This is a genomic window from Pseudomonas sp. NY15364 (genome assembly GCF_048068235.1).
Classification (GTDB): Bacteria; Pseudomonadota; Gammaproteobacteria; order Pseudomonadales; family Pseudomonadaceae; genus Aquipseudomonas; species Aquipseudomonas mendocina_D.
This window is the reverse complement of record NZ_JBLUPX010000006.1, coordinates 95,772-112,249: the sequence shown is the minus strand read 5'-3', so window position 1 is coordinate 112,249 and position 16,478 is coordinate 95,772. Positions and strand designations below refer to the sequence as shown.

General features: G+C 64.7%; 15 protein-coding genes. 5 read left to right on the top strand and 10 right to left on the bottom strand.

Annotated elements, in window-relative coordinates; all coding sequences use genetic code 11:
- Window positions 1-152 precede the first annotated feature (152 nt).
- From ACNFCJ_RS07515 to ACNFCJ_RS07505, 3 genes are all read right to left on the bottom strand, one after another.
- On the bottom strand, window positions 153-1,925 hold the full coding sequence (locus tag ACNFCJ_RS07515; RefSeq protein WP_416770640.1) for an acyl-CoA dehydrogenase C-terminal domain-containing protein: 1,773 nt from the start codon (window positions 1,923-1,925) through the stop codon (window positions 153-155).
- Between the two features lie 205 nt (window positions 1,926-2,130).
- Window positions 2,131-3,504: a solute carrier family 23 protein gene (locus ACNFCJ_RS07510; protein ID WP_416770638.1), complete on the bottom strand. Its 1,374-nt coding sequence runs from the start codon at window positions 3,502-3,504 to the stop codon at window positions 2,131-2,133.
- A gap of 100 nt (window positions 3,505-3,604) precedes the next feature.
- Window positions 3,605-5,224, bottom strand: a complete 1,620-nt coding sequence (locus ACNFCJ_RS07505; protein ID WP_416770636.1) for an acyl-CoA synthetase — start codon at window positions 5,222-5,224, stop codon at window positions 3,605-3,607.
- 141 nt (window positions 5,225-5,365) lie between these two features.
- Between ACNFCJ_RS07505 and ACNFCJ_RS07500 the strand changes: the two genes are divergently transcribed.
- The gene (locus ACNFCJ_RS07500; RefSeq protein WP_416770634.1) at window positions 5,366-7,276 is read left to right on the top strand and encodes a sensor histidine kinase; all 1,911 of its coding nucleotides are present in this window, start codon (window positions 5,366-5,368) and stop codon (window positions 7,274-7,276) included.
- A gap of 136 nt (window positions 7,277-7,412) precedes the next feature.
- A complete protein-coding gene (locus tag ACNFCJ_RS07495; protein WP_416770632.1) occupies window positions 7,413-8,054 on the top strand; it encodes a response regulator transcription factor in 642 nt (213 codons plus the stop codon).
- 4 nt (window positions 8,055-8,058) lie between these two features.
- Here ACNFCJ_RS07495 and ACNFCJ_RS07490 read toward each other — a convergent pair whose 3' ends face one another.
- The 5 genes from ACNFCJ_RS07490 to ACNFCJ_RS07470 all read right to left on the bottom strand — a co-directional run bounded on the left by ACNFCJ_RS07490 (window position 8,059) and on the right by ACNFCJ_RS07470 (window position 12,295).
- Window positions 8,059-8,670 (bottom strand): class I SAM-dependent methyltransferase, encoded by a 612-nt coding sequence (locus tag ACNFCJ_RS07490; protein WP_416770630.1) that lies wholly within the window; start codon window positions 8,668-8,670, stop codon window positions 8,059-8,061.
- Window positions 8,671-8,673: 3 nt separating this feature from the next.
- On the bottom strand, window positions 8,674-9,018 hold the full coding sequence (locus tag ACNFCJ_RS07485; RefSeq protein ID WP_416770628.1) for a DUF5629 family protein: 345 nt from the start codon (window positions 9,016-9,018) through the stop codon (window positions 8,674-8,676).
- A gap of 16 nt (window positions 9,019-9,034) precedes the next feature.
- Window positions 9,035-9,676 carry an oxidoreductase gene (locus tag ACNFCJ_RS07480; protein ID WP_416770626.1) on the bottom strand — a complete coding sequence of 214 codons (642 nt, stop codon included), beginning with the start codon at window positions 9,674-9,676 and terminating at the stop codon, window positions 9,035-9,037.
- A 303-nt stretch (window positions 9,677-9,979) separates the two neighbouring features.
- Window positions 9,980-11,704, bottom strand: a complete 1,725-nt coding sequence (locus tag ACNFCJ_RS07475) for a C13 family peptidase (protein ID WP_416770624.1) — start codon at window positions 11,702-11,704, stop codon at window positions 9,980-9,982.
- 135 nt (window positions 11,705-11,839) lie between these two features.
- A complete protein-coding gene (locus ACNFCJ_RS07470) occupies window positions 11,840-12,295 on the bottom strand; it encodes a MaoC family dehydratase (RefSeq protein ID WP_143497550.1) in 456 nt (151 codons plus the stop codon).
- A 256-nt stretch (window positions 12,296-12,551) separates the two neighbouring features.
- On the opposite strand from ACNFCJ_RS07470, the gene ACNFCJ_RS07465 reads away from it, so the two are divergent.
- Genes ACNFCJ_RS07465 through ACNFCJ_RS07455 form a run of 3 tightly spaced genes read left to right on the top strand, consistent with a single transcriptional unit; the run spans window position 12,552 to window position 14,269 of the window.
- Complete coding sequence (locus ACNFCJ_RS07465) at window positions 12,552-12,911, top strand: CidA/LrgA family protein (protein ID WP_099526355.1); 360 nt, start codon at window positions 12,552-12,554, stop codon at window positions 12,909-12,911.
- Window positions 12,908-13,624, top strand: a complete 717-nt coding sequence (locus ACNFCJ_RS07460) for an LrgB family protein (protein ID WP_296229650.1) — start codon at window positions 12,908-12,910, stop codon at window positions 13,622-13,624. The genes ACNFCJ_RS07465 and ACNFCJ_RS07460 overlap by 4 nt, the downstream gene beginning before the upstream one ends.
- A gap of 60 nt (window positions 13,625-13,684) precedes the next feature.
- Window positions 13,685-14,269 (top strand): LON peptidase substrate-binding domain-containing protein, encoded by a 585-nt coding sequence (locus ACNFCJ_RS07455; RefSeq protein ID WP_296229649.1) that lies wholly within the window; start codon window positions 13,685-13,687, stop codon window positions 14,267-14,269.
- A 9-nt stretch (window positions 14,270-14,278) separates the two neighbouring features.
- Here the strand turns inward: ACNFCJ_RS07455 and ACNFCJ_RS07450 are convergent, their stop codons facing one another.
- Window positions 14,279-15,595, bottom strand: coding sequence for a bifunctional DedA family/phosphatase PAP2 family protein (locus tag ACNFCJ_RS07450; protein ID WP_416770621.1), 1,317 nt, complete (start codon window positions 15,593-15,595; stop codon window positions 14,279-14,281).
- 11 nt (window positions 15,596-15,606) lie between these two features.
- Entirely contained in the window at window positions 15,607-16,308 is a 702-nt protein-coding gene (locus ACNFCJ_RS07445; RefSeq protein ID WP_416770619.1) for a DNA-3-methyladenine glycosylase, read from the bottom strand.
- Window positions 16,309-16,478 lie beyond the last annotated feature (170 nt).

The window sequence follows — 16,478 nt, the reverse complement described above, 5'->3', positions numbered from 1 at the left end:
CGTTTAGAACTGTTCGGCAGTCAGGCCATACAGCGGCTGGCTGCCAGCACGGATGCTCGCTTCTAGACTGCGGTCTTGTAGGGTGGGCTTTAGCCCACGCGGCTGCTCGGTCCACCCCATGAGCTCCGGCACCGATAACGCAGACACGGTCTTCAGAATTGCTCGGCAGTCAGGCCATACAGCGACTGGCTACCACCACGAATACTCGCTTCCAGGCTCAGGGTGCGCGGCAGCAGGCGGGCGAAGAAGAATTCGGCGGTGGCCAGCTTGCCGCCGTAGAAGGCTTCGTCGTCCTGCTGCTTGCCCTGCGCCACCGCCGCCATGCGTGCCCACATGTAGGCGTAGGCGACGTAGCCGAACAGGTGCAGGTATTCCACCGAGGCGGCGCCGACTGCGTTGGGTTCGCTCTTGGCCTGCTCCAGCAGCCAGCCGCTCACCGCTTCCAGGCGCTCCAGCGCCTCGACCAGGCGCTCGCCGTAGGGTGATTCGTGGGCGTGAGCGAAGTCGCGCACTTCGCTGGCGAACAGGCGCAGCGCGGCGCCGCCATTGGCCACCACCTTGCGCCCGAGCAGGTCGAGTGCCTGGATGCCGTTGGTGCCTTCGTAGATCTGCGCAATGCGCACGTCGCGTACCAGCTGCTCCTGACCCCACTCGCGGATATAGCCGTGGCCGCCGAATACCTGCTGGCCGTGCACGCAGCTCTCCAGCCCGGTGTCGGTGAAGAAGGCCTTGGCCACCGGGGTGAGCAGGGCGACCAGGGCCTCGGCGCGCTGCCGCTCGTCGGTGTCCTCGGCGTACTTGGCCAGGTCGAGCTGCTGGCCGACGTAGCAGGCGAAGGCGCGACCGCCTTCGTTCAGCGCCTTCATGGTCAGCAGCATGCGGCGCACGTCGGCGTGGACGATGATCGGGTCGGCGATCTTGTCCTGGTTCACCGGGCCGGTGGCGGCGCGGCTCTGGATGCGTTCGCGGGCATAGGCCACGGCGCTCTGGTAGGACGCCTCGGCGCAGCCGATGCCCTGGATGCCGATGGACAGGCGCTCGTAGTTCATCATGGTGAACATCGCCGCCAGGCCCCGGTTGACCTCGCCGATCAGGTAGCCAGTGGCGCCGTCGAAGTTCATCACGCAGGTGGCGGAGGCCTTGATGCCCATCTTGTGCTCGATGGAGCCGCAGCTCACCGCGTTGCGCGCGCCGAGGCTGCCGTCGGCGTTGACCAGCATCTTGGGCACCAGGAACAGCGAGATGCCTTTCGGCCCGGCCGGTGCGTCCGGCAGCTTGGCCAGCACCAGGTGGATGATGTTCTCCGTTAAGTCTTGTTCCCCGCCGGTGATAAAGATCTTGCTGCCGGTGACCTTGTAGCTGCCGTCGGCCTGCGGCTCTGCCTTGGTTCTGATGATGCCCAGATCGGTGCCGGCGTGGGCCTCGGTCAGGCACATGGAACCGGCCCAGCGACCTTCGTACATCGGCGGCAGGTAGGTAGTCTTCAGCTCCTCGCTGGCGTGGGCGTCGATGGCCAGGCAGGCACCGGAGCTCAGCGCCGAATACAGGGCGAAGCTGGAGCTAGCGGCGTAGAGCATTTCCTCGAAGGCCACGGCGAGCATCTTGGGCATGCCCATGCCGCCGTACTGCGGATTGCCGGAGAGGCCGACCCAACCGCCTTCGATATAGGTGGCGTAGGCCTCGCGGAAACCAGCCGGGGTGCGCACCTCACCATCGACCCACTGTGCGCCTTCCTCGTCGCCGCTGCGGTTGAGCGGGGCGATCAGATTGCCGGTGACCTTGGCCGCTTCTTCGAGGATGGCGTCGGCCGTGTCGGCATCGACGGTGTCCGCCAGGGCCGGCAGCCGTGCCCACAGGCTCGGCGCCTGGAAGACGTCATGGAGGACGAAGCGCATGTCGCGCAGCGGGGCGTTGAATTCGGGCATGGTGCAACCTCGACAGCGGAGGCGCCGCGACAGGCGCGGCGCCGGGTGAACGAAAAAAGCGTTAGCAGGCCGTTGAAAAACGTCGGCGAGGCAGCCAGTGCAAGGCAAAAACAGGCGAAAAAGCGGAGTTTACGAGCTGTAAATGAGCATTTTGAGCCTGTTTTTAACGCAGCAATGGCAACGCAGGTAGTTTTTCAACGGTCTGTTAGTCGGCTTCGGCCGGCTCGCGCGGCTTATCCTTGACGCTGGTGAATTTAAGCAGATGGGTGCGTTCGACCAGGATGTACAGCGCCGCGCCTGCAGCCAGGCCCCAGCCCGCGCCGTAGACAGCGAGCACCACACCCATGGTGCCGGCGATGCCGCGCTCGGTGTTGTTGTTCAGTTGCTCGAAGCCGACCATCAGGCAGATATAGCCGGTGAGGATCAGCGTCAGCGACAGGGCGATCGGCAGCACCGGCTGGAAGAAACTGACCAGCGGCAGCATGAACAGCGCGGCGAAACCGGTGATCCAAAAGGTGCCTGCGCCGCTGTAGATCGAATCCATCGCCTTGCGGCCGTACTTGTAGCGCTCGGCCATGGTCGCCGCCACCGCCGTCCACAGCGGGCCGGCCAGGCCTGGGTAGGGTGCGAAGAAGGCATGCAGGGCGTTGCGGATGGCAGTTACTAGGTGGATGCGGTCGACGTTGTTTTCGATCACCTCGTCGGTGCGCAGTTCATCGGCGCGCTGCATCAGCGACTGGCCGACGATGATATCGCCGAAGGCGATCACATAGGCGATCACCGCGGTGGGCACGGCCAGCATGAACACGTCCAGGCTCGGGAAACCAACGTTGAACGGTAGGTAGTTCCACATTTCGCCGAAGGCCGGCGCGGTGATGCCCCATTTCACGTCCGGCATCTTGTACTCGCCCACGCCGATGCCGATGAAGATGGCGATCAGCATACCCGGCACCATGCCGTAGTTGACGATCTTGCGGGCGAAGGGCACGCGTTCGGTCAGGCCTTTGAACGACACCGAAAACATCAGGTACAGGCAGATCAGGCTGCCCAGCACCAGGGAAATCGGCGTGTTGGCCAGACGGCCGCCCGCGCTGATCTCGCCCATCAGTGCGGCGATACCGGCGCCGATGATGATGCCGCCCTTCATCGAGTTGGGGATCAGTCGTACCAGAGCGCTGCCCAGGCGGGTGACGCCGAGGAAGAGGAAGATCACGAACACCAAAAACTGCAGGGCGAACAGCGCCTGAATGGCCGCAGGGCCCGGCTCGTAGTTGCCGAGAAACAGCAGCACCACGGGGATGCCGGGGGTGATCCAGCCCGGCACCAGCGGCACGCCGAGCAGCGCCGGCAGCATGAAGCCGATGCCACATACCACCACGTAGGCCAGGGCCACGTCGTAGGGCAGGCCGAGGTATTTCTCCAGCAGCGGGATCATCGCCAGGCTGACCACGAACATGATCAGTGCCTGCAGCATCTCGGCGGTTTCCCAGCGGTAATGCACGAAGGGCAGGCGCACCTTGAACGGGCCGAATGGCCAGTAAGGTTGTTCGTCGCCGTCACGGCGCTTGAAAATTTGCATGAAGGTTCTCCGTCGGCCGCCAGGGCCGGTTCTTGTTGTTGTGCAAACGGTTCACTCACCCCTCTCCCACCGGGAGAGGGGCCGGGGGTGAGGGCCGCTTCTACAGCGCCTTGGCCATATCGCGCAGGACGAACTTCTGGATCTTGCCGGTGCTGGTCTTGGGCAACTGGGTGAAGACCACGGTCTTGGGCACCTTGAAGCCGGCCAGGTGCTCGCGGCAGAAGGTCATGATCTCGCTGTCGCTGGCCTGTTGGCCGGTCTTCAGGGTGATGAAGGCGCAGGGCGTCTCGCCCCATTTCTCGTCCGGGCGGGCGACAACCGCCGCCTCCAGTACCGCCGGGTGGCGATAGAGCACGCCTTCGATCTCGATGGTGGAGATGTTCTCGCCGCCGGAGATGATGATGTCCTTGAGGCGGTCGCGGATTTCCACATAGCCGTCGGCGTGGCATACGCCCAGGTCGCCGGTGTGGAACCAGCCGCCTTCGAAGGCTTCGGCGGTGGCGCTGGGGTTCTTCAGGTAGCCCTTCATCACCGTGTTGCCGCGCATGAAGATCTCGCCAATGGTCTGGCCGTCACGCGGCACCGGCTCGAGGGTTTTCGGGTCGGCGACCATCACCCCTTCCAGGGTCGGGTAGCGCACACCCTGGCGCGCCTTGATGGTGGCGCGTTGTTCCAGCGGCAGTTCGTCCCATTCGGCGTGCCAGGCGCACAGCGTCACCGGGCCATACACCTCGGTGAGGCCGTAGACGTGGGTCACGGCGATGCCCATTTCTTCCACGGCGCCGATCACCTTGGCGGGTGGCGCAGCGCCGGCGACCATGGCCTTTACCGGATGATCGATGGCCGCCTTGGCCTCGTCCGGCATGTTCACCAGTGCGTTGAGCACGATGGGCGCGCCGCACAGGTGGGTGACCTGCTCGTCGCGGATCAGGGTGAGGATCTTCGCCGGGTCGACGCGGCGCAGGAACACGTGCACGCCCGCCAGGGCGGTGATGGTCCAGGGGTAGCACCAGCCGTTGCAGTGGAACATCGGCAACGTCCACAGGTAGACCGGATGGTTGCCCATGGCCCAGGTCATCTGGTTGCCCATGGCGTTGAGGAAGGCGCCACGGTGGTGATAGACCACGCCCTTGGGGTTGCCGGTGGTGCCGGATGTGTAGTTGAGGCTGATGGCCTGCCACTCGTCTTCCGGCCACTGCCAGGCAAATTCCGGGTCGCCCTCGGCGAGGAAGGCCTCGTAATCCAGGTCGCTGACCGCCTGGCCTTCGCCGTACTCGGGGTCGTCGACGTCGATCACCAGCGGCGGATGGTCGAGCATGCCGATGGCGGCGTGAATCACGTCGAAGAACTCGCGGTCGGCGATCACCACCTTGGCTTCGCCATGCTGCAGCATGAAGGCGATGGCCTCGGCATCTAGGCGCACGTTGAGGGTGTTGAGCACCGCGCCGATCATTGGCACGCCGAAATGCGCTTCGAGCATGGCCGGGATGTTCGGCAGCATCACCGCCACCGTGTCGCCCTTGCCGATGCCACGGCCGGCCAGCGCCGAGGCCAGGCGCCGGCAACGCGCATAGGTCTCGGCCCAGTTACGGCGAATCGAGCCATGCACCACCGCCGGATAGTGCGGGTATACAGCCGCCGTACGTTCGATGAAGCTCAGGGGGCTGAGGGCGACGTGGTTGACGGCAGCGCGGCCGAGACCCTGCTCGTAGATCGACATGGCGGATACACCTTTGGCTGATTGTTAGCTCTGATTATTCCGGTAATGATGCGGGCATTACCGAAGCTTGCTGGCGGCAATTTATAGGTCATTTCTATTTTCTATGGAAGTTGTACCAAGGTTTTATAGAATAATTACTATATGAACATCGACGCTCATCTTTCCGCTGTTCCCCTGCAGTCCTGGCTGCGCATCCAGCGTGAGGCACCGCCCCTGGGGGCGCGTGCCGAGGCGTTGCGCCAGGCCTTGCTGGGGTGCCCGCAGGTGCGCCAGGCTTGGTACCTCACCTGGCAGCCGGCCAGTCGTACCTATGCCCAGGTCGATGACGGCCCGCGCCTGCCACCCGGCATGGGCGATCCGCTGGAGGCCAGTGACGAGACACTGTTCACCGCGCTTGGCGAGCAGGCCAGTCTGACCTTCGACGCCCTGCGCCAGCTACCGTGCTGGTTGGCTGGGCGTTTGCGTCGCGCCGCGCTGCATCATGGCCAGGCGCTGGCCCTGCAACTGCAGCCTGGCCAACCGGGCGTGCTGCTGTTGCAGGTTGACGAGGCGGCCGGGCTGGAGTGGCTGCCCTGGTTGCGCGAGCTGCTGGTGCAGATGGTCGAACTGGCCTCGGGGCTGGCGCGCAGTGCGCCGCTGCTGTCATCCGACCCGCAGCCGGCGCTGCTGCTCGACGCCGAGGCGCGTCTGCTGGAGAGCAACGCGGCGTTGCAGGGGCTACTTGGTGAGCGCTCGCTGGCTCAGGTCGGCGAGCTGCTGCCGGTGAACCATTTGCCGCTGGTGCGCGCCTGCCTGGAGCAGTCGCGGGCTGTGGAGGCGGTGGAGGCGCAGGATGGCGAGCGCATCCTGATATGGAGTTTCATTCCCGATGTCGCCGAGCGCCGCGTGCTGGCGCGCTGCCGCGAAGCGACCCAGGAAATCCGCGAGCAGCGCGAGGCCGCGCGGGCACGACGGCTGTACCGGCTGATCACCGAGAACACCACCGACCTGATCTCCCGGCATACCCCGGACGGCGTGTTCCTCGACGCCACGCCGGCCAGCTGGACGTTGCTCGGCTACTGGCCGGAAGAGCTGCGCGGCATGGCGGTCGACGGCCTGCTGCATCCGCAGGATCAGTTGCAGCAGGCCAAGCAGGCGCGCGAGGCGCTGGAGCAGAACGGCTACCACACCATGAGCTATCGCATCCGTCATCGCGATGGGCGTTATCTCTGGTTCGAGACCGCCAGCCGCGCGATTCGCGAGACCTACACCGGTGCGGTGGTGGAGGTGGTCAGCGTGTCGCGTGACATCAGTGCACGCATCCAGGCCGAGGAAAACAAGCGCCGCCTGGAGGACGAGCTGGCGCACACCACGCGGCTGATCACCCTGGGTGAACTGGCCTCGGGGATTGCCCACGAGATCAATCAGCCGCTGGCGGCAGTGGTCAACTACGCCAGCGCCAGCCAGCGCTATCTGCAGGGGGTGGGCGGCGATCCAGCCGGTGTCGACAAGGTGGGCCAGGGCCTGGCGCGCATCACCGAACACGCCAACCACGCCTCGGCAGTGATCAAGCGCCTGCGCGCCTTCCTGCGCAAGGGCCAGCGGCGTATGCAGGCGCTCAATCTGGCCGAGGTGGCGCGCGAAGCGGTGCGCCTGTGCAACTGGGAAGCCGGCGCGGCACAGGTGGCGGTCAGCGACGCCTTGCCGGACAATCTGCCGCCGGTATTCGCCGACCGTGTGTTGCTCGAACAGGTGCTGCTCAACCTGCTGCGCAATGCCATCGATGCCAACCGCGAACGCCACCCCGGCGCACCCTCGCAGGTGCGTCTGGAGGCAAGCGAAGCGGACGGCAGCCTGGCGATCCGGGTGATCGATCAGGGGCCGGGTGTCAGCGACGAGCAGATGGGCAAGCTGTTCACACCGTTCTACACCAGCAAGGCCGATGGACTGGGGCTTGGCCTGTCCATGAGCCGCAGCATTATCGAGGGTTTTGGTGGGGCGCTGGAGGCATTGCCGGCCGAGGGCGGCGGGTTGTGCCTGGAGTGTCGTTTGCCGTTGGGCAGAGAGGATTAGGTTGATCTGTAGGAGCCGGCTTGCCGGCGATCAGGACTCGTGGCGCGACGCGAATCGGCGGACTGTTCGCTGGCGCTCCTGAGTCCGCCCTACGAGCGGCCAAGTCACTGATAACAACAAGAGGAGCAGCACAGGGATGCAACAACTGGTTTACGTGGTCGATGACGACCAGGGCATGCTCGACTCGACCCTCTGGCTGCTGGAGTCGGTAGGCCTCAAGGGCGTGCCGTTCACCAGCGGTCGTGCCTTTCTCGAGGCCTGCGATGCGGCGGCCAACGCCTGTGTGCTGCTCGACGTGCGCATGCCGGGTATGGGGGGGCTCAATGTGCAGGAGGAAATGCGCGCACGGGGTATCGACCTGCCGATAATTTTCGTCAGCGGTCATGCCGACGTGCCTATCGTCGTGCGTGCGTTCAAGGCCGGCGCCGTGGATTTCATCGAGAAGCCCTACAACGAGCAGTTGCTGCTCGACAGCGTGCAGCAGGCGCTGGATCGCCGTCCGGCCCGCCCGCGGCGCGATGCGCGCCTGGCCGAGGTGCAGGCGCGGCTCGATCAGCTCACTCCCCGCGAGCGTGACGTGCTGCTGCCGCTGGTGCGCGGCTACACCAACCGCGAAGTCGCCGAGCAGCTCGATATCAGCGTGAAGACCGTCGACCTGTATCGCTCGCGGGTGATGAAACGCATGCAGGCCGAGACGCTGCCAGAGCTGGTAGGCATGGCCATCGCCGCCGGGCTGGTCGATCCGCTGGCGTTGCGTTCCGGTGCGGTAAGCAGCTAGTTGCTCAGTCGGCCCAGCCGCGATAGACGTGGGTCATCGGCCTTGGCCCCTTGAGATAGCCAGTGCTCAGTTCGCGGATATGAAAGCCGCCGGCTCCTATTAGCGCGGGTATGTCGCGATCCAGATGGCAGCCGCCGGCCAGCGGTTTCCACAGCGGCGTCAGGCGCTTTTGCCAGCGCACCACCGGCAGATCCGGCGCCAGACCGTGTTCGCAAAACAGCAGGCGCCCGCCAGGCTTCAATACGCGGCGCATTTCGCGCAGGGCGGCGATGGCATCGGGGATAGTGCACAGGGTGAAGGTGCAGACGATGTCATCGAAGCTGGCGTCCGCCGCCTGAATCTGGCCCAGTTCCAGGGCGATCATTTCCACCGGCACCTGGCAGCGCGCGGCGCGTTCACGGGCCAGGCGCTGCATGGCGGCGGATGGGTCGACGCCAACCACCACCTCGACCCGCTGCGGGTCGTAGAAACCCAGGTTGAGGCCACTGCCGATGCCGATTTCCAGCACACGGCCCTGCGCCAGTGGCACGAGTTGCGAGCGCGCCTTCATCACCGCGCCCATGCCGCAGGCGAAATCGATCAGGTGCGGCAGGAGATGGCGGTCATAAAGGCCCATGGTTCAGGCTTCGTCCTGCCCCTCATCGTCCTCATCATTGTCGCCGCGATAGGCGGCAAAGCATTTGAGGGTGTGGTTGACCTCGCTGCCTGCGATCAACCAGCTGTCGTCCGCTTCGCTGTAGCGCGCGGCCTGTACCGAAGCCAGGGAGAACTTCCACAGGCGACGTTCGCGACCATCGATGCAGTGCACCTGTAGCACCGGCCTGGCTGCGCTGTCGCTGCCCGCCGTGCCGGCGCTGATCTGCGCCAGCAGTTCGGTGTCGAGGTCGAACTGCCAGGCATACAGACTGTCGATCTCGAGCATGTCGGCGTCTTGCAGGGCCTCGATCAGGCTTGTCGGTTTCATCGCTTCATCCACGGCATCAGCGCCCCAGGCGGCGCAGGTCGGCAGACTCTATCACGCGCACACCGTCTTCCTCTTCCAGGGCCAGACGCCACAGGGCGCGAGCCAGGGCACAGGCGTCGATGCCGCGATACTTGCCCGGCAGCCAGCGCAGCAGGGGAGCCGCGAGGCGCTCGCCGAGACGAAACTCATGGCGTGCTCCGAGCAGGAGCGATGGGCGGGCGATGGTCAGTTGCGGCCAGTCCATGGCTTTCAGCGCTTGCTCGGTTTCGCCCTTGATGCGGTTGTAGAACACCTTTGATCCTGCGTTGGCGCCCAGGGCGCTGATTACCACCAGGTGCCGTGCGCCGAGCTCGCGAGCGCGACAGGCGAATGCCAGCACCAGGTCATGGTCGACAGCGCGGAAGGCTTCCTGTGAGCCGGCCTGCTTGATAGTGCTGCCCAGGCAACAGAAGGCGGTATCGACCTGCCCGGATAGCTGCGGCAGCAGGGCCTGCAGGTCACCTACCGGGTTTTCCAGGTGCGGGTGTGCGGCCAGGGGGCGGCGTGTCGGTGCCAGCACGCGGGCGACCGTTGGCTCGCTGAGCAGGCGGTCGAGCAGGTGTTCACCGGTGAGTCCGGTGGCGCCGGCGATAAGGATGTGCTGCGGGGTCAGGTACATGCAGTTGTCTCTTGTCCATTACAGTTCAGCTTAACAGGCTGTTGAAAAACTACCTGCGTTGGCAATGCTTCGTTTAAAACAGCCTCGTGCGCGAGTCCGATCAAAATGCTCATTTACAACTCGTAAAGTCGTGCGCGACTCCGAGCGTTTTTCGGCTGTTTTTGCGGGGCCGCCATCGGTATCGTCTTGCCTGCCTGCCTGCCTGCCTGCCTGCCTGCCTGCCTGCCTGCCTCGGCTCGGGCTTCCTGCTTCGCTCTACCTCCTGCATCCATGCAGTCGTCGCCTACGTTTTTCAACGGCCTGTTAGTCCTTTGCCGGACCGCTGGCCACGGCACCGAGCGCGCGCTCGGCCTGGCTTTGGCGTAGTTCGCGCCAGTGCTGGAGTACGCCGCGGGGCGCCCAGATTTGCGGTTCGGAAGGTTCGAAGCCGTCGCTCTGCTCACGCTCGGCGACACGTTCCTTGGCCAGTTCGAAGGCTCGTTCCAAGTTGTCGGTTTCGCCGAGGGCCTCGGCGAACAAGGCGCGGCCGAAATAGGTGAAGTCGTTCTCCTCGCTGCAGCCGAAGGAAACCCGGTCGGCGCGTGCGGCGGTCATCACCAGGGTCTTTTCGTCTTTCAGCGGCGGGATGAAACCGCCGGAGTAGCAGGCGGAAATCACCACCACCTTGTTGCGCTGCTTGAGCGGAGCGAGCAGGGCAGCCAGCTCGCTGGCAGGCAGGTCGGCCAGTTGCAGGCGCGGCTGGTCGAGATTGAGTTCATGACGACGCGAGCCGTGACTGGTCAGGTAAATGAAGATCAGGTCTTCCTCGCCGCTGCGTTCGGCAAGAGCCTGAACCACGCGGGTGAGGTTCTCGCGCGTGGCCAATGGGCGGTCGGCAAGATGGTCGCGGTGATTGATCAGGCTGACGCTGCCGTATGCACCAAAGCGATCACGCATCAACCTGCTGACGTAATCGGCTTCACGCATGAACACGCTCTGCTTGCCGTCGCCCGCCAGGGTCAGCGCGTAGAGTTCGCGTGATGGTGTCGAGGCGGGGATCGCGGCGATGGCCTCTTCGAGCAGTTGTCCCTGTTGCAGCAGGCCCAGCTCCAGGCTGTCGGGCAGTGGCTGGCCCTGTTCGTCACGTACCAGGCGCCCGCTTTGCCAGGTGCCGGACTGACGGCTGCCGTCGGCCAGGGTCAGGGTGCCCTCGCCACTGTATTCTCCGCCGGAGAAATGGCCTCGGTAGGCGCTGCCGTCTGGCAAGGTGAGCAGGCCTTCGCCCTCGTACTGCCAGTCGGCGAATTCGCCGAGGTAGCGGGTGCCTTCGCCATCGGTGTATTCGCCGGGGCCCTGCATCACGCCTTCTACGAATTCGCCGGCCCAGGTCTCGCCGCCAGCGCTCTGGTAGCGACCTTTGCCATGAAACTCGTCGTTCTTGAAACCGCCGCTGTAGTTATCGCCATCGGCGTTGTGGTAGCTGCCCTGGCCGCTGAGCAGACCCTGGGCGAACACGCCGCTGTACTGATTGCCGTAGGCGTCGATGCGTACGCCCTGGCCCTCTGGCTGTCCCTTGACGAACTGGCCCTGGAAGCTGCTGCCGTCGGCCATTTCCAGTTTGCCCAGACCGTGGAAGCGGTCGTTGAGAAATTCCCCCTGATAGCGTTGGCCGCCCTGTTCGAGCAGGCCCACGCCACTGAACCGGTTGCGTTCGAAACCGCCTTCGTAGCGGCTGCCGTCGCTGTAGGTGAGGGTGCCCTGGCCGTGGAACATGCCTTCATGAAATTCGCCCAGATAGTGCTCGCCACCGGGGCCTTGCCACTCGCCGCTGCCTTCCAGCATGCCGTCCTTGAACTGGCCGACGAACCAGCTGCCATTGCGGTAGTCCAGACGCCCGGGGCCTTGCAGTAGGCCATCGACGATCTCGCCGCGATACTGGCCGCCGTCGGGCAGGGTGGCATTGGCCGGCAGTAGCGGACGCGCTTCGTCGCAACCGGCGATCAGCAGGGACAAGCAAACAGGCAGCAGGCGCAAGGCAAGGGAATTCATGGCGGACGTCCAGGTCGGTGCTTTGCTCGGCAGTATGCCGCAAGCCCGCAGGCTTGCGCTGTCGCATCGCACGCTTTGCTGACGCGAGAAGATTCCCGTTCCGGCCAGAGGGCCGGAAACGGGAGCAGGCGGGGATCAAACGAAGCAGAGGGTCAGCGGCTCGGCGATGTAGGCCGGTTTTTCCTGGCCTTCGATTTCCAGCACGGCGCGCGCCTTGAGCAGCCACTGGCCGGGGTTCTTCTCGGTGGCATCGGTCAGGGTGACCACCAGGCGCACCTTGGAATTGACCTTGACCGGCTGGATGAAGCGCACACTGTCGAGGCCGTAGTTCACCGCCATCTTCAGTCCCTGCGGCATGATCATGATCTTTTCCATCAGCATCGGCACCAGCGACAGCGACAGGAAACCGTGGGCGATGGTGGTGCCGAAGGGGGTGAGCTTGGCCTTTTCCGGGTCGACGTGGATGAACTGGTGGTCGCCGGTGCACTCGGCGAACTGGTTGATGCGCTGCTGGTCGATGGTCAGCCACTCGGACTTGCCTAGTTCCTTGCCAACATAGTCCTTGAGCTCTGCTACGGGTACGAACGGCATAGTTCCTCCTTGAGGACGCGTGTGTTGTTTTTGTTTGCGTGAAACCGTTGCGGCCTAGATCATCATGGGGGCGGCATCGGGTCAAGCCTGCCTTGGCGTGATGAATGACGCTGTATAGGTCCGCTCGACGAAGCAATACAGAGGCCAGCGAGATGGCATCACGCCTATAATGGCCGACATGCCTCAATAGATGCCTGGAATCCCCTCTTATGAGCGGAGATCACGGCCATCGCTCGTTTTTCCGGAGATTTCAAACATGCTGCTTCGCGGTCTTTCCTGGCTGGTGCTGTGCCAGTTACTGGGTACCGTTCTCAACGTCCTGCTGCTGCCGATGTTGCCTGGTCCGATCATCGGCATGCTGTTGTTGTTCGTCTTTCTCATGCTGCGTGGCGAGGTGGGCGAGCCGCTCAGCGTCGCGTCTAGCAGCCTGCTCAAATACCTGCCACTGATTCTGGTGCCGCCGGCCGTGGGCGTGATGGCTTATGCCAGCGATATCGCCGCCGATTTCTGGGCTGTGGTCGGCGCGCTGGTACTGTCGTTGCTGGTGTCGCTGGCGTTCGCTGGCTGGCTGATGCAGAAATTGATCGAGCGTCAGCAGCGCCAGGAGGACGTATGAGTCCGGATTGGCAGGGCGCCTGGCAGGCGCTGACCCATCACCCGCTGTTCGGCATCGGCATCACCCTGGGCGCCTACCAACTGGCCATGGCCGCCTACGAGCGAACCCGCTGGGTATTGCTGCAACCGGTACTGGTGTCGATGCTCACGGTGATCGGCATTCTGCTGCTGTGCGGCCTGAGTTTTGCCGAGTACCGCAACAGCGTCGCGGCGCTGACTCTGCTGCTCGGCCCGGCCACGGTGGCTCTGGCCGTGCCGCTGTACCTCAACCTGCGGCGGATTCGCCAGCTGTTCTGGCCGATCATCCTGACGTTGCTGATTGCCGGCACCTTCGCCACTGTACTCGGCGCGGGGCTGGCCTGGCTGTTCGGCGCCGAGCGCATCATGCTGATGAGCATGGCGCCGAAATCGGTAACTTCGCCGATCGCCATGCTGGTGGCCGATCAGATTGGCGGCATCGCGGCACTGGCGGCGGTGTTCGTGATGATCACCGGGGTCATCGGCGCCATCGTCGGACCGTCCATTCTGCGTCTGTGCCGGGTTCATCATCCGGCGGCGCAGGGTATGGCGCTGGGCATCACCGCGCATGCCGTGGGTACGGCGCGCGCCCTGCAGGAGAGCGACGAGTGCGGCGCCTTCGCCGCGCTGGCGATGAGCCTGATGGGGGTGATCACCGCCGTGCTGTTGCCTCTGGCGATTGTCCTGTTGCTGTGAGAGCCTGCCAGGCGATTGGCGATGCCTTGGCCCCCTGCATGAATAACAGGTCATGAACCGATGAATCTGCCGCTGTTTCCGCTCAACACCGTACTGTTTCCCGGTTGCGTGCTCGATTTGCAGATATTCGAGGCACGCTACCTGGACATGATCAGTCGCTGCATGAAACAGGGCTCAGGCTTTGGCGTGGTGTGCATCATCGAGGGTGCCGAGGTCGGCGATGCGGCCAGCCATTTCGCGGCGATCGGCTGCGAAGCGCGGGTCTGCGATTTCCAGCAGCGTCCCAATGGCCTGCTGGGCATTCGCGTGGAGGGTGGCCGGCGCTTCAGGGTCGAGCGCGCTCAGGTGCTGCCGGACCAACTGACCGTCGCCGACGTGCAGTGGCTGGAGGAGCAACCCAACAGCCCGCTGCAGGCCGAGCATGCTGATCTGGCCGCCCTGCACGCGGCCCTGGCCGAGCATCCGCTGGTGGCTGGCCTGGATATGACCGGCGTGGTCGCCGGTCAGCAGCAACTGGCCAATCAGCTGGCCTATCTATTGCCGCTGGAGCCGGCGCAGAAACTGCAGCTACTTCAGCTCGATGATCCTGCCCTGCGCCTGGAGCAACTGCACGCCATGCTCGAGGTGCTCCAGGGCGATGTCTGAGGCGACGCCTTAATAGGAATAGCGCAGTAGTGCGGTGGACAACTGCCAGGTCGCCATGGCGCCCAGCACCGATAGGCAGGCGGGCAGGATGATCCACCACAGGCGCGCCGGCAGCGGCGGCAGCGCTTCCTGGCGCTGACATAGGGCCAGGCTCAGGCCGCATACCGCTGAGGCCAACAGAGCGCCGGCGATAATGTCGCTGGGCCAGTGCACCCCCAGATAGACCCGCGACAAGGCGATCGCCAAGGCAGGCAGGCACGCCACTACCAGCCAGGCCAGGCGCAGGCGTGCCGATTGACCACGGCCGGCCAGCACCCCCAGCACCAGGAAAAAGGCAAAGGCTGCCGAGCTATGACCGCTGGGGAAACTGTACGTCGTTAGCGGTTCGCTCAGCACATCGGGGCGGGCCCGGGCAAACCCATGCTTGAGCGTGGTGTTGCCTAGCGCCGTGACCAGCAGGGTCGAGCCGGCGAAGACCAGGTGACGCCATTGCCGCGCCAGGAACAGCAAGGCGCACAGCACTGCAGCCGCCGCAAACTGGATATGGAAGTCGCCCAGCCGGGTCAGGGTGCCGATCCACTGGTCCAGGTGCGCCTGACGCTGCTCCTGAACCAGAGTCATCAGGCCCTGATCCAGCGCATCGAGATGCGGCCAGCCGATGACGATGGCTATCAGCAGCACGAGGCTGAGCCCGCCACCCAGCAGGCTGGCCCGCGGCTTTTCCGCCAGGCTGGCCTGGATGGTCAGCAGTAGGATCACGCCGATACCGGCCAGCAGCACCGCGGCCTCGGTCCAGAAACCTTCCGCCATTGGCAGGCGCAGTGCCGCGCCGGTGGCCCAGCCCGGTAACAGGTAGGCCACGGCCCAGCCGGCTGCAGCCACCAGGCTGACCAGAATGAAGCGCAGCACTGGCATGTTCAGCATGCCGGCCACCATGGGCAGCATGGGCCGCAGCGGGCCGATGAAACGCCCGACCAGCAGGCTGGCCACGCCGTAATGGCGGAAATACAGCTCGGCGCGCAGGATCCATTGCGGGTGATGGCGCAGTACCGGCAGGCGGCCGATGTTGCGCTTGAAACGTCTGCCCAGCGCGTAGGAAATCATGTCGCCGCACAGCGCACCGGCGTAGGCCAGCAGCAGCGTTTGCCAGAGTGTCAGCACGCCGCTGCCGGCGAGCAGGGCGACACTGAACAGCAGCACCACGCCGGGCAGCGCGATGCCCACCAGTGCCAGGCATTCGAGCAGGGCGATGAGGAAGATCGCCACCCCCAGCCATTGCGGGTTGCCACTCAGCCAGGTGGTCAGGTTGTCCAACCAGACGCTCATCGTTCTGCTCCCTAAACGCTCAACAATCGATAGTCTTGGCCTTCGACCTGCCCACGACGCAAAGGGTTGCGTGTGCAATGGCGAGCATATTGCGCGTCGACGAAACGGTAGGGCAGGTGTTCGTCGCGCCCCAGGGGAATGCCCAGACGTGCGCACTGGATGATCGAGTGCGGTCGTTCGCCGACATCCTCGACGAACAGTCGCTGCGGGTCGAAGCGACGTGCATCCCAGTCCGGCACTTTCAGGCCGAGCGCCTTGCACAGCAACGTCTGCCCGGCGCACAGGCGTTCGGCCGCGCGTGGCCGGCCGAGACTGTCGGGATTGTTGCGCTGCATCGCGGCGAGCGAGTCGGCGCCGCTGATGGCGTCGATCCAAGGATGTCCGGACTTGATCAGTACGGCGTTGCCAGGCCCTTGAGCGCTGAAGTTCAACGAGTCGCCGCCGCGTGCGTAGTACATATAGATGTGCCCGCCATCGGCAAACAGCGCCTTGCGCTTCTCGGTGTAGCCGAGCGAGGCATGGCTGCCCTTGTCCACCAGGTAGTAGGCCTCGGTCTCGATGATCCTTGCGCTCAGCCACAGTGCACCGACGCGATGGCGGATGACCTTGCCGAGAAGCTCGCGCGCCAGCAACTGAGCGTCGCGGTCGAAGAAGGTGTCAGGCAATGGCCTGGCGCCGGGCCAGGGCAGGTTTGAGGGCGGTGTCGCGGGCATGATCTATGCGCAGGGCTCGAAGTGGGCTGATCCGGGCGGCGAGCATAGCAATAAGCACCTTAAAATTGCCTGAATGGGTCTGTATCGGGTTTGGTTGGCCGGGTTGCGTGTTCGGCCTGTCGTTGCCGCGCTTCAGGTCGGCATCCTGTACCGCTTGCCAGACGCCGCTG

Coding starts and splice junctions, on each gene's coding strand:
- ACNFCJ_RS07490 (WP_416770630.1), bottom strand. CDS start 8,670: ATGGGCCTTTATGACCGCCATCTCCTGCCGCACCTGATCGATTTCGCC.
- ACNFCJ_RS07485 (WP_416770628.1), bottom strand. CDS start 9,018: ATGAAACCGACAAGCCTGATCGAGGCCCTGCAAGACGCCGACATGCTC.
- ACNFCJ_RS07450 (WP_416770621.1), bottom strand. CDS start 15,595: ATGAGCGTCTGGTTGGACAACCTGACCACCTGGCTGAGTGGCAACCCG.
- ACNFCJ_RS07445 (WP_416770619.1), bottom strand. CDS start 16,308: ATGCCCGCGACACCGCCCTCAAACCTGCCCTGGCCCGGCGCCAGGCCA.
- ACNFCJ_RS07515 (WP_416770640.1), bottom strand. CDS start 1,925: ATGCCCGAATTCAACGCCCCGCTGCGCGACATGCGCTTCGTCCTCCAT.
- ACNFCJ_RS07455 (WP_296229649.1), top strand. CDS start 13,685: ATGAATCTGCCGCTGTTTCCGCTCAACACCGTACTGTTTCCCGGTTGC.
- ACNFCJ_RS07495 (WP_416770632.1), top strand. CDS start 7,413: ATGCAACAACTGGTTTACGTGGTCGATGACGACCAGGGCATGCTCGAC.
- ACNFCJ_RS07460 (WP_296229650.1), top strand. CDS start 12,908: ATGAGTCCGGATTGGCAGGGCGCCTGGCAGGCGCTGACCCATCACCCG.
- ACNFCJ_RS07465 (WP_099526355.1), top strand. CDS start 12,552: ATGCTGCTTCGCGGTCTTTCCTGGCTGGTGCTGTGCCAGTTACTGGGT.
- ACNFCJ_RS07475 (WP_416770624.1), bottom strand. CDS start 11,704: ATGAATTCCCTTGCCTTGCGCCTGCTGCCTGTTTGCTTGTCCCTGCTG.
- ACNFCJ_RS07480 (WP_416770626.1), bottom strand. CDS start 9,676: ATGTACCTGACCCCGCAGCACATCCTTATCGCCGGCGCCACCGGACTC.
- ACNFCJ_RS07505 (WP_416770636.1), bottom strand. CDS start 5,224: ATGTCGATCTACGAGCAGGGTCTCGGCCGCGCTGCCGTCAACCACGTC.
- ACNFCJ_RS07510 (WP_416770638.1), bottom strand. CDS start 3,504: ATGCAAATTTTCAAGCGCCGTGACGGCGACGAACAACCTTACTGGCCA.
- ACNFCJ_RS07500 (WP_416770634.1), top strand. CDS start 5,366: ATGAACATCGACGCTCATCTTTCCGCTGTTCCCCTGCAGTCCTGGCTG.
- ACNFCJ_RS07470 (WP_143497550.1), bottom strand. CDS start 12,295: ATGCCGTTCGTACCCGTAGCAGAGCTCAAGGACTATGTTGGCAAGGAA.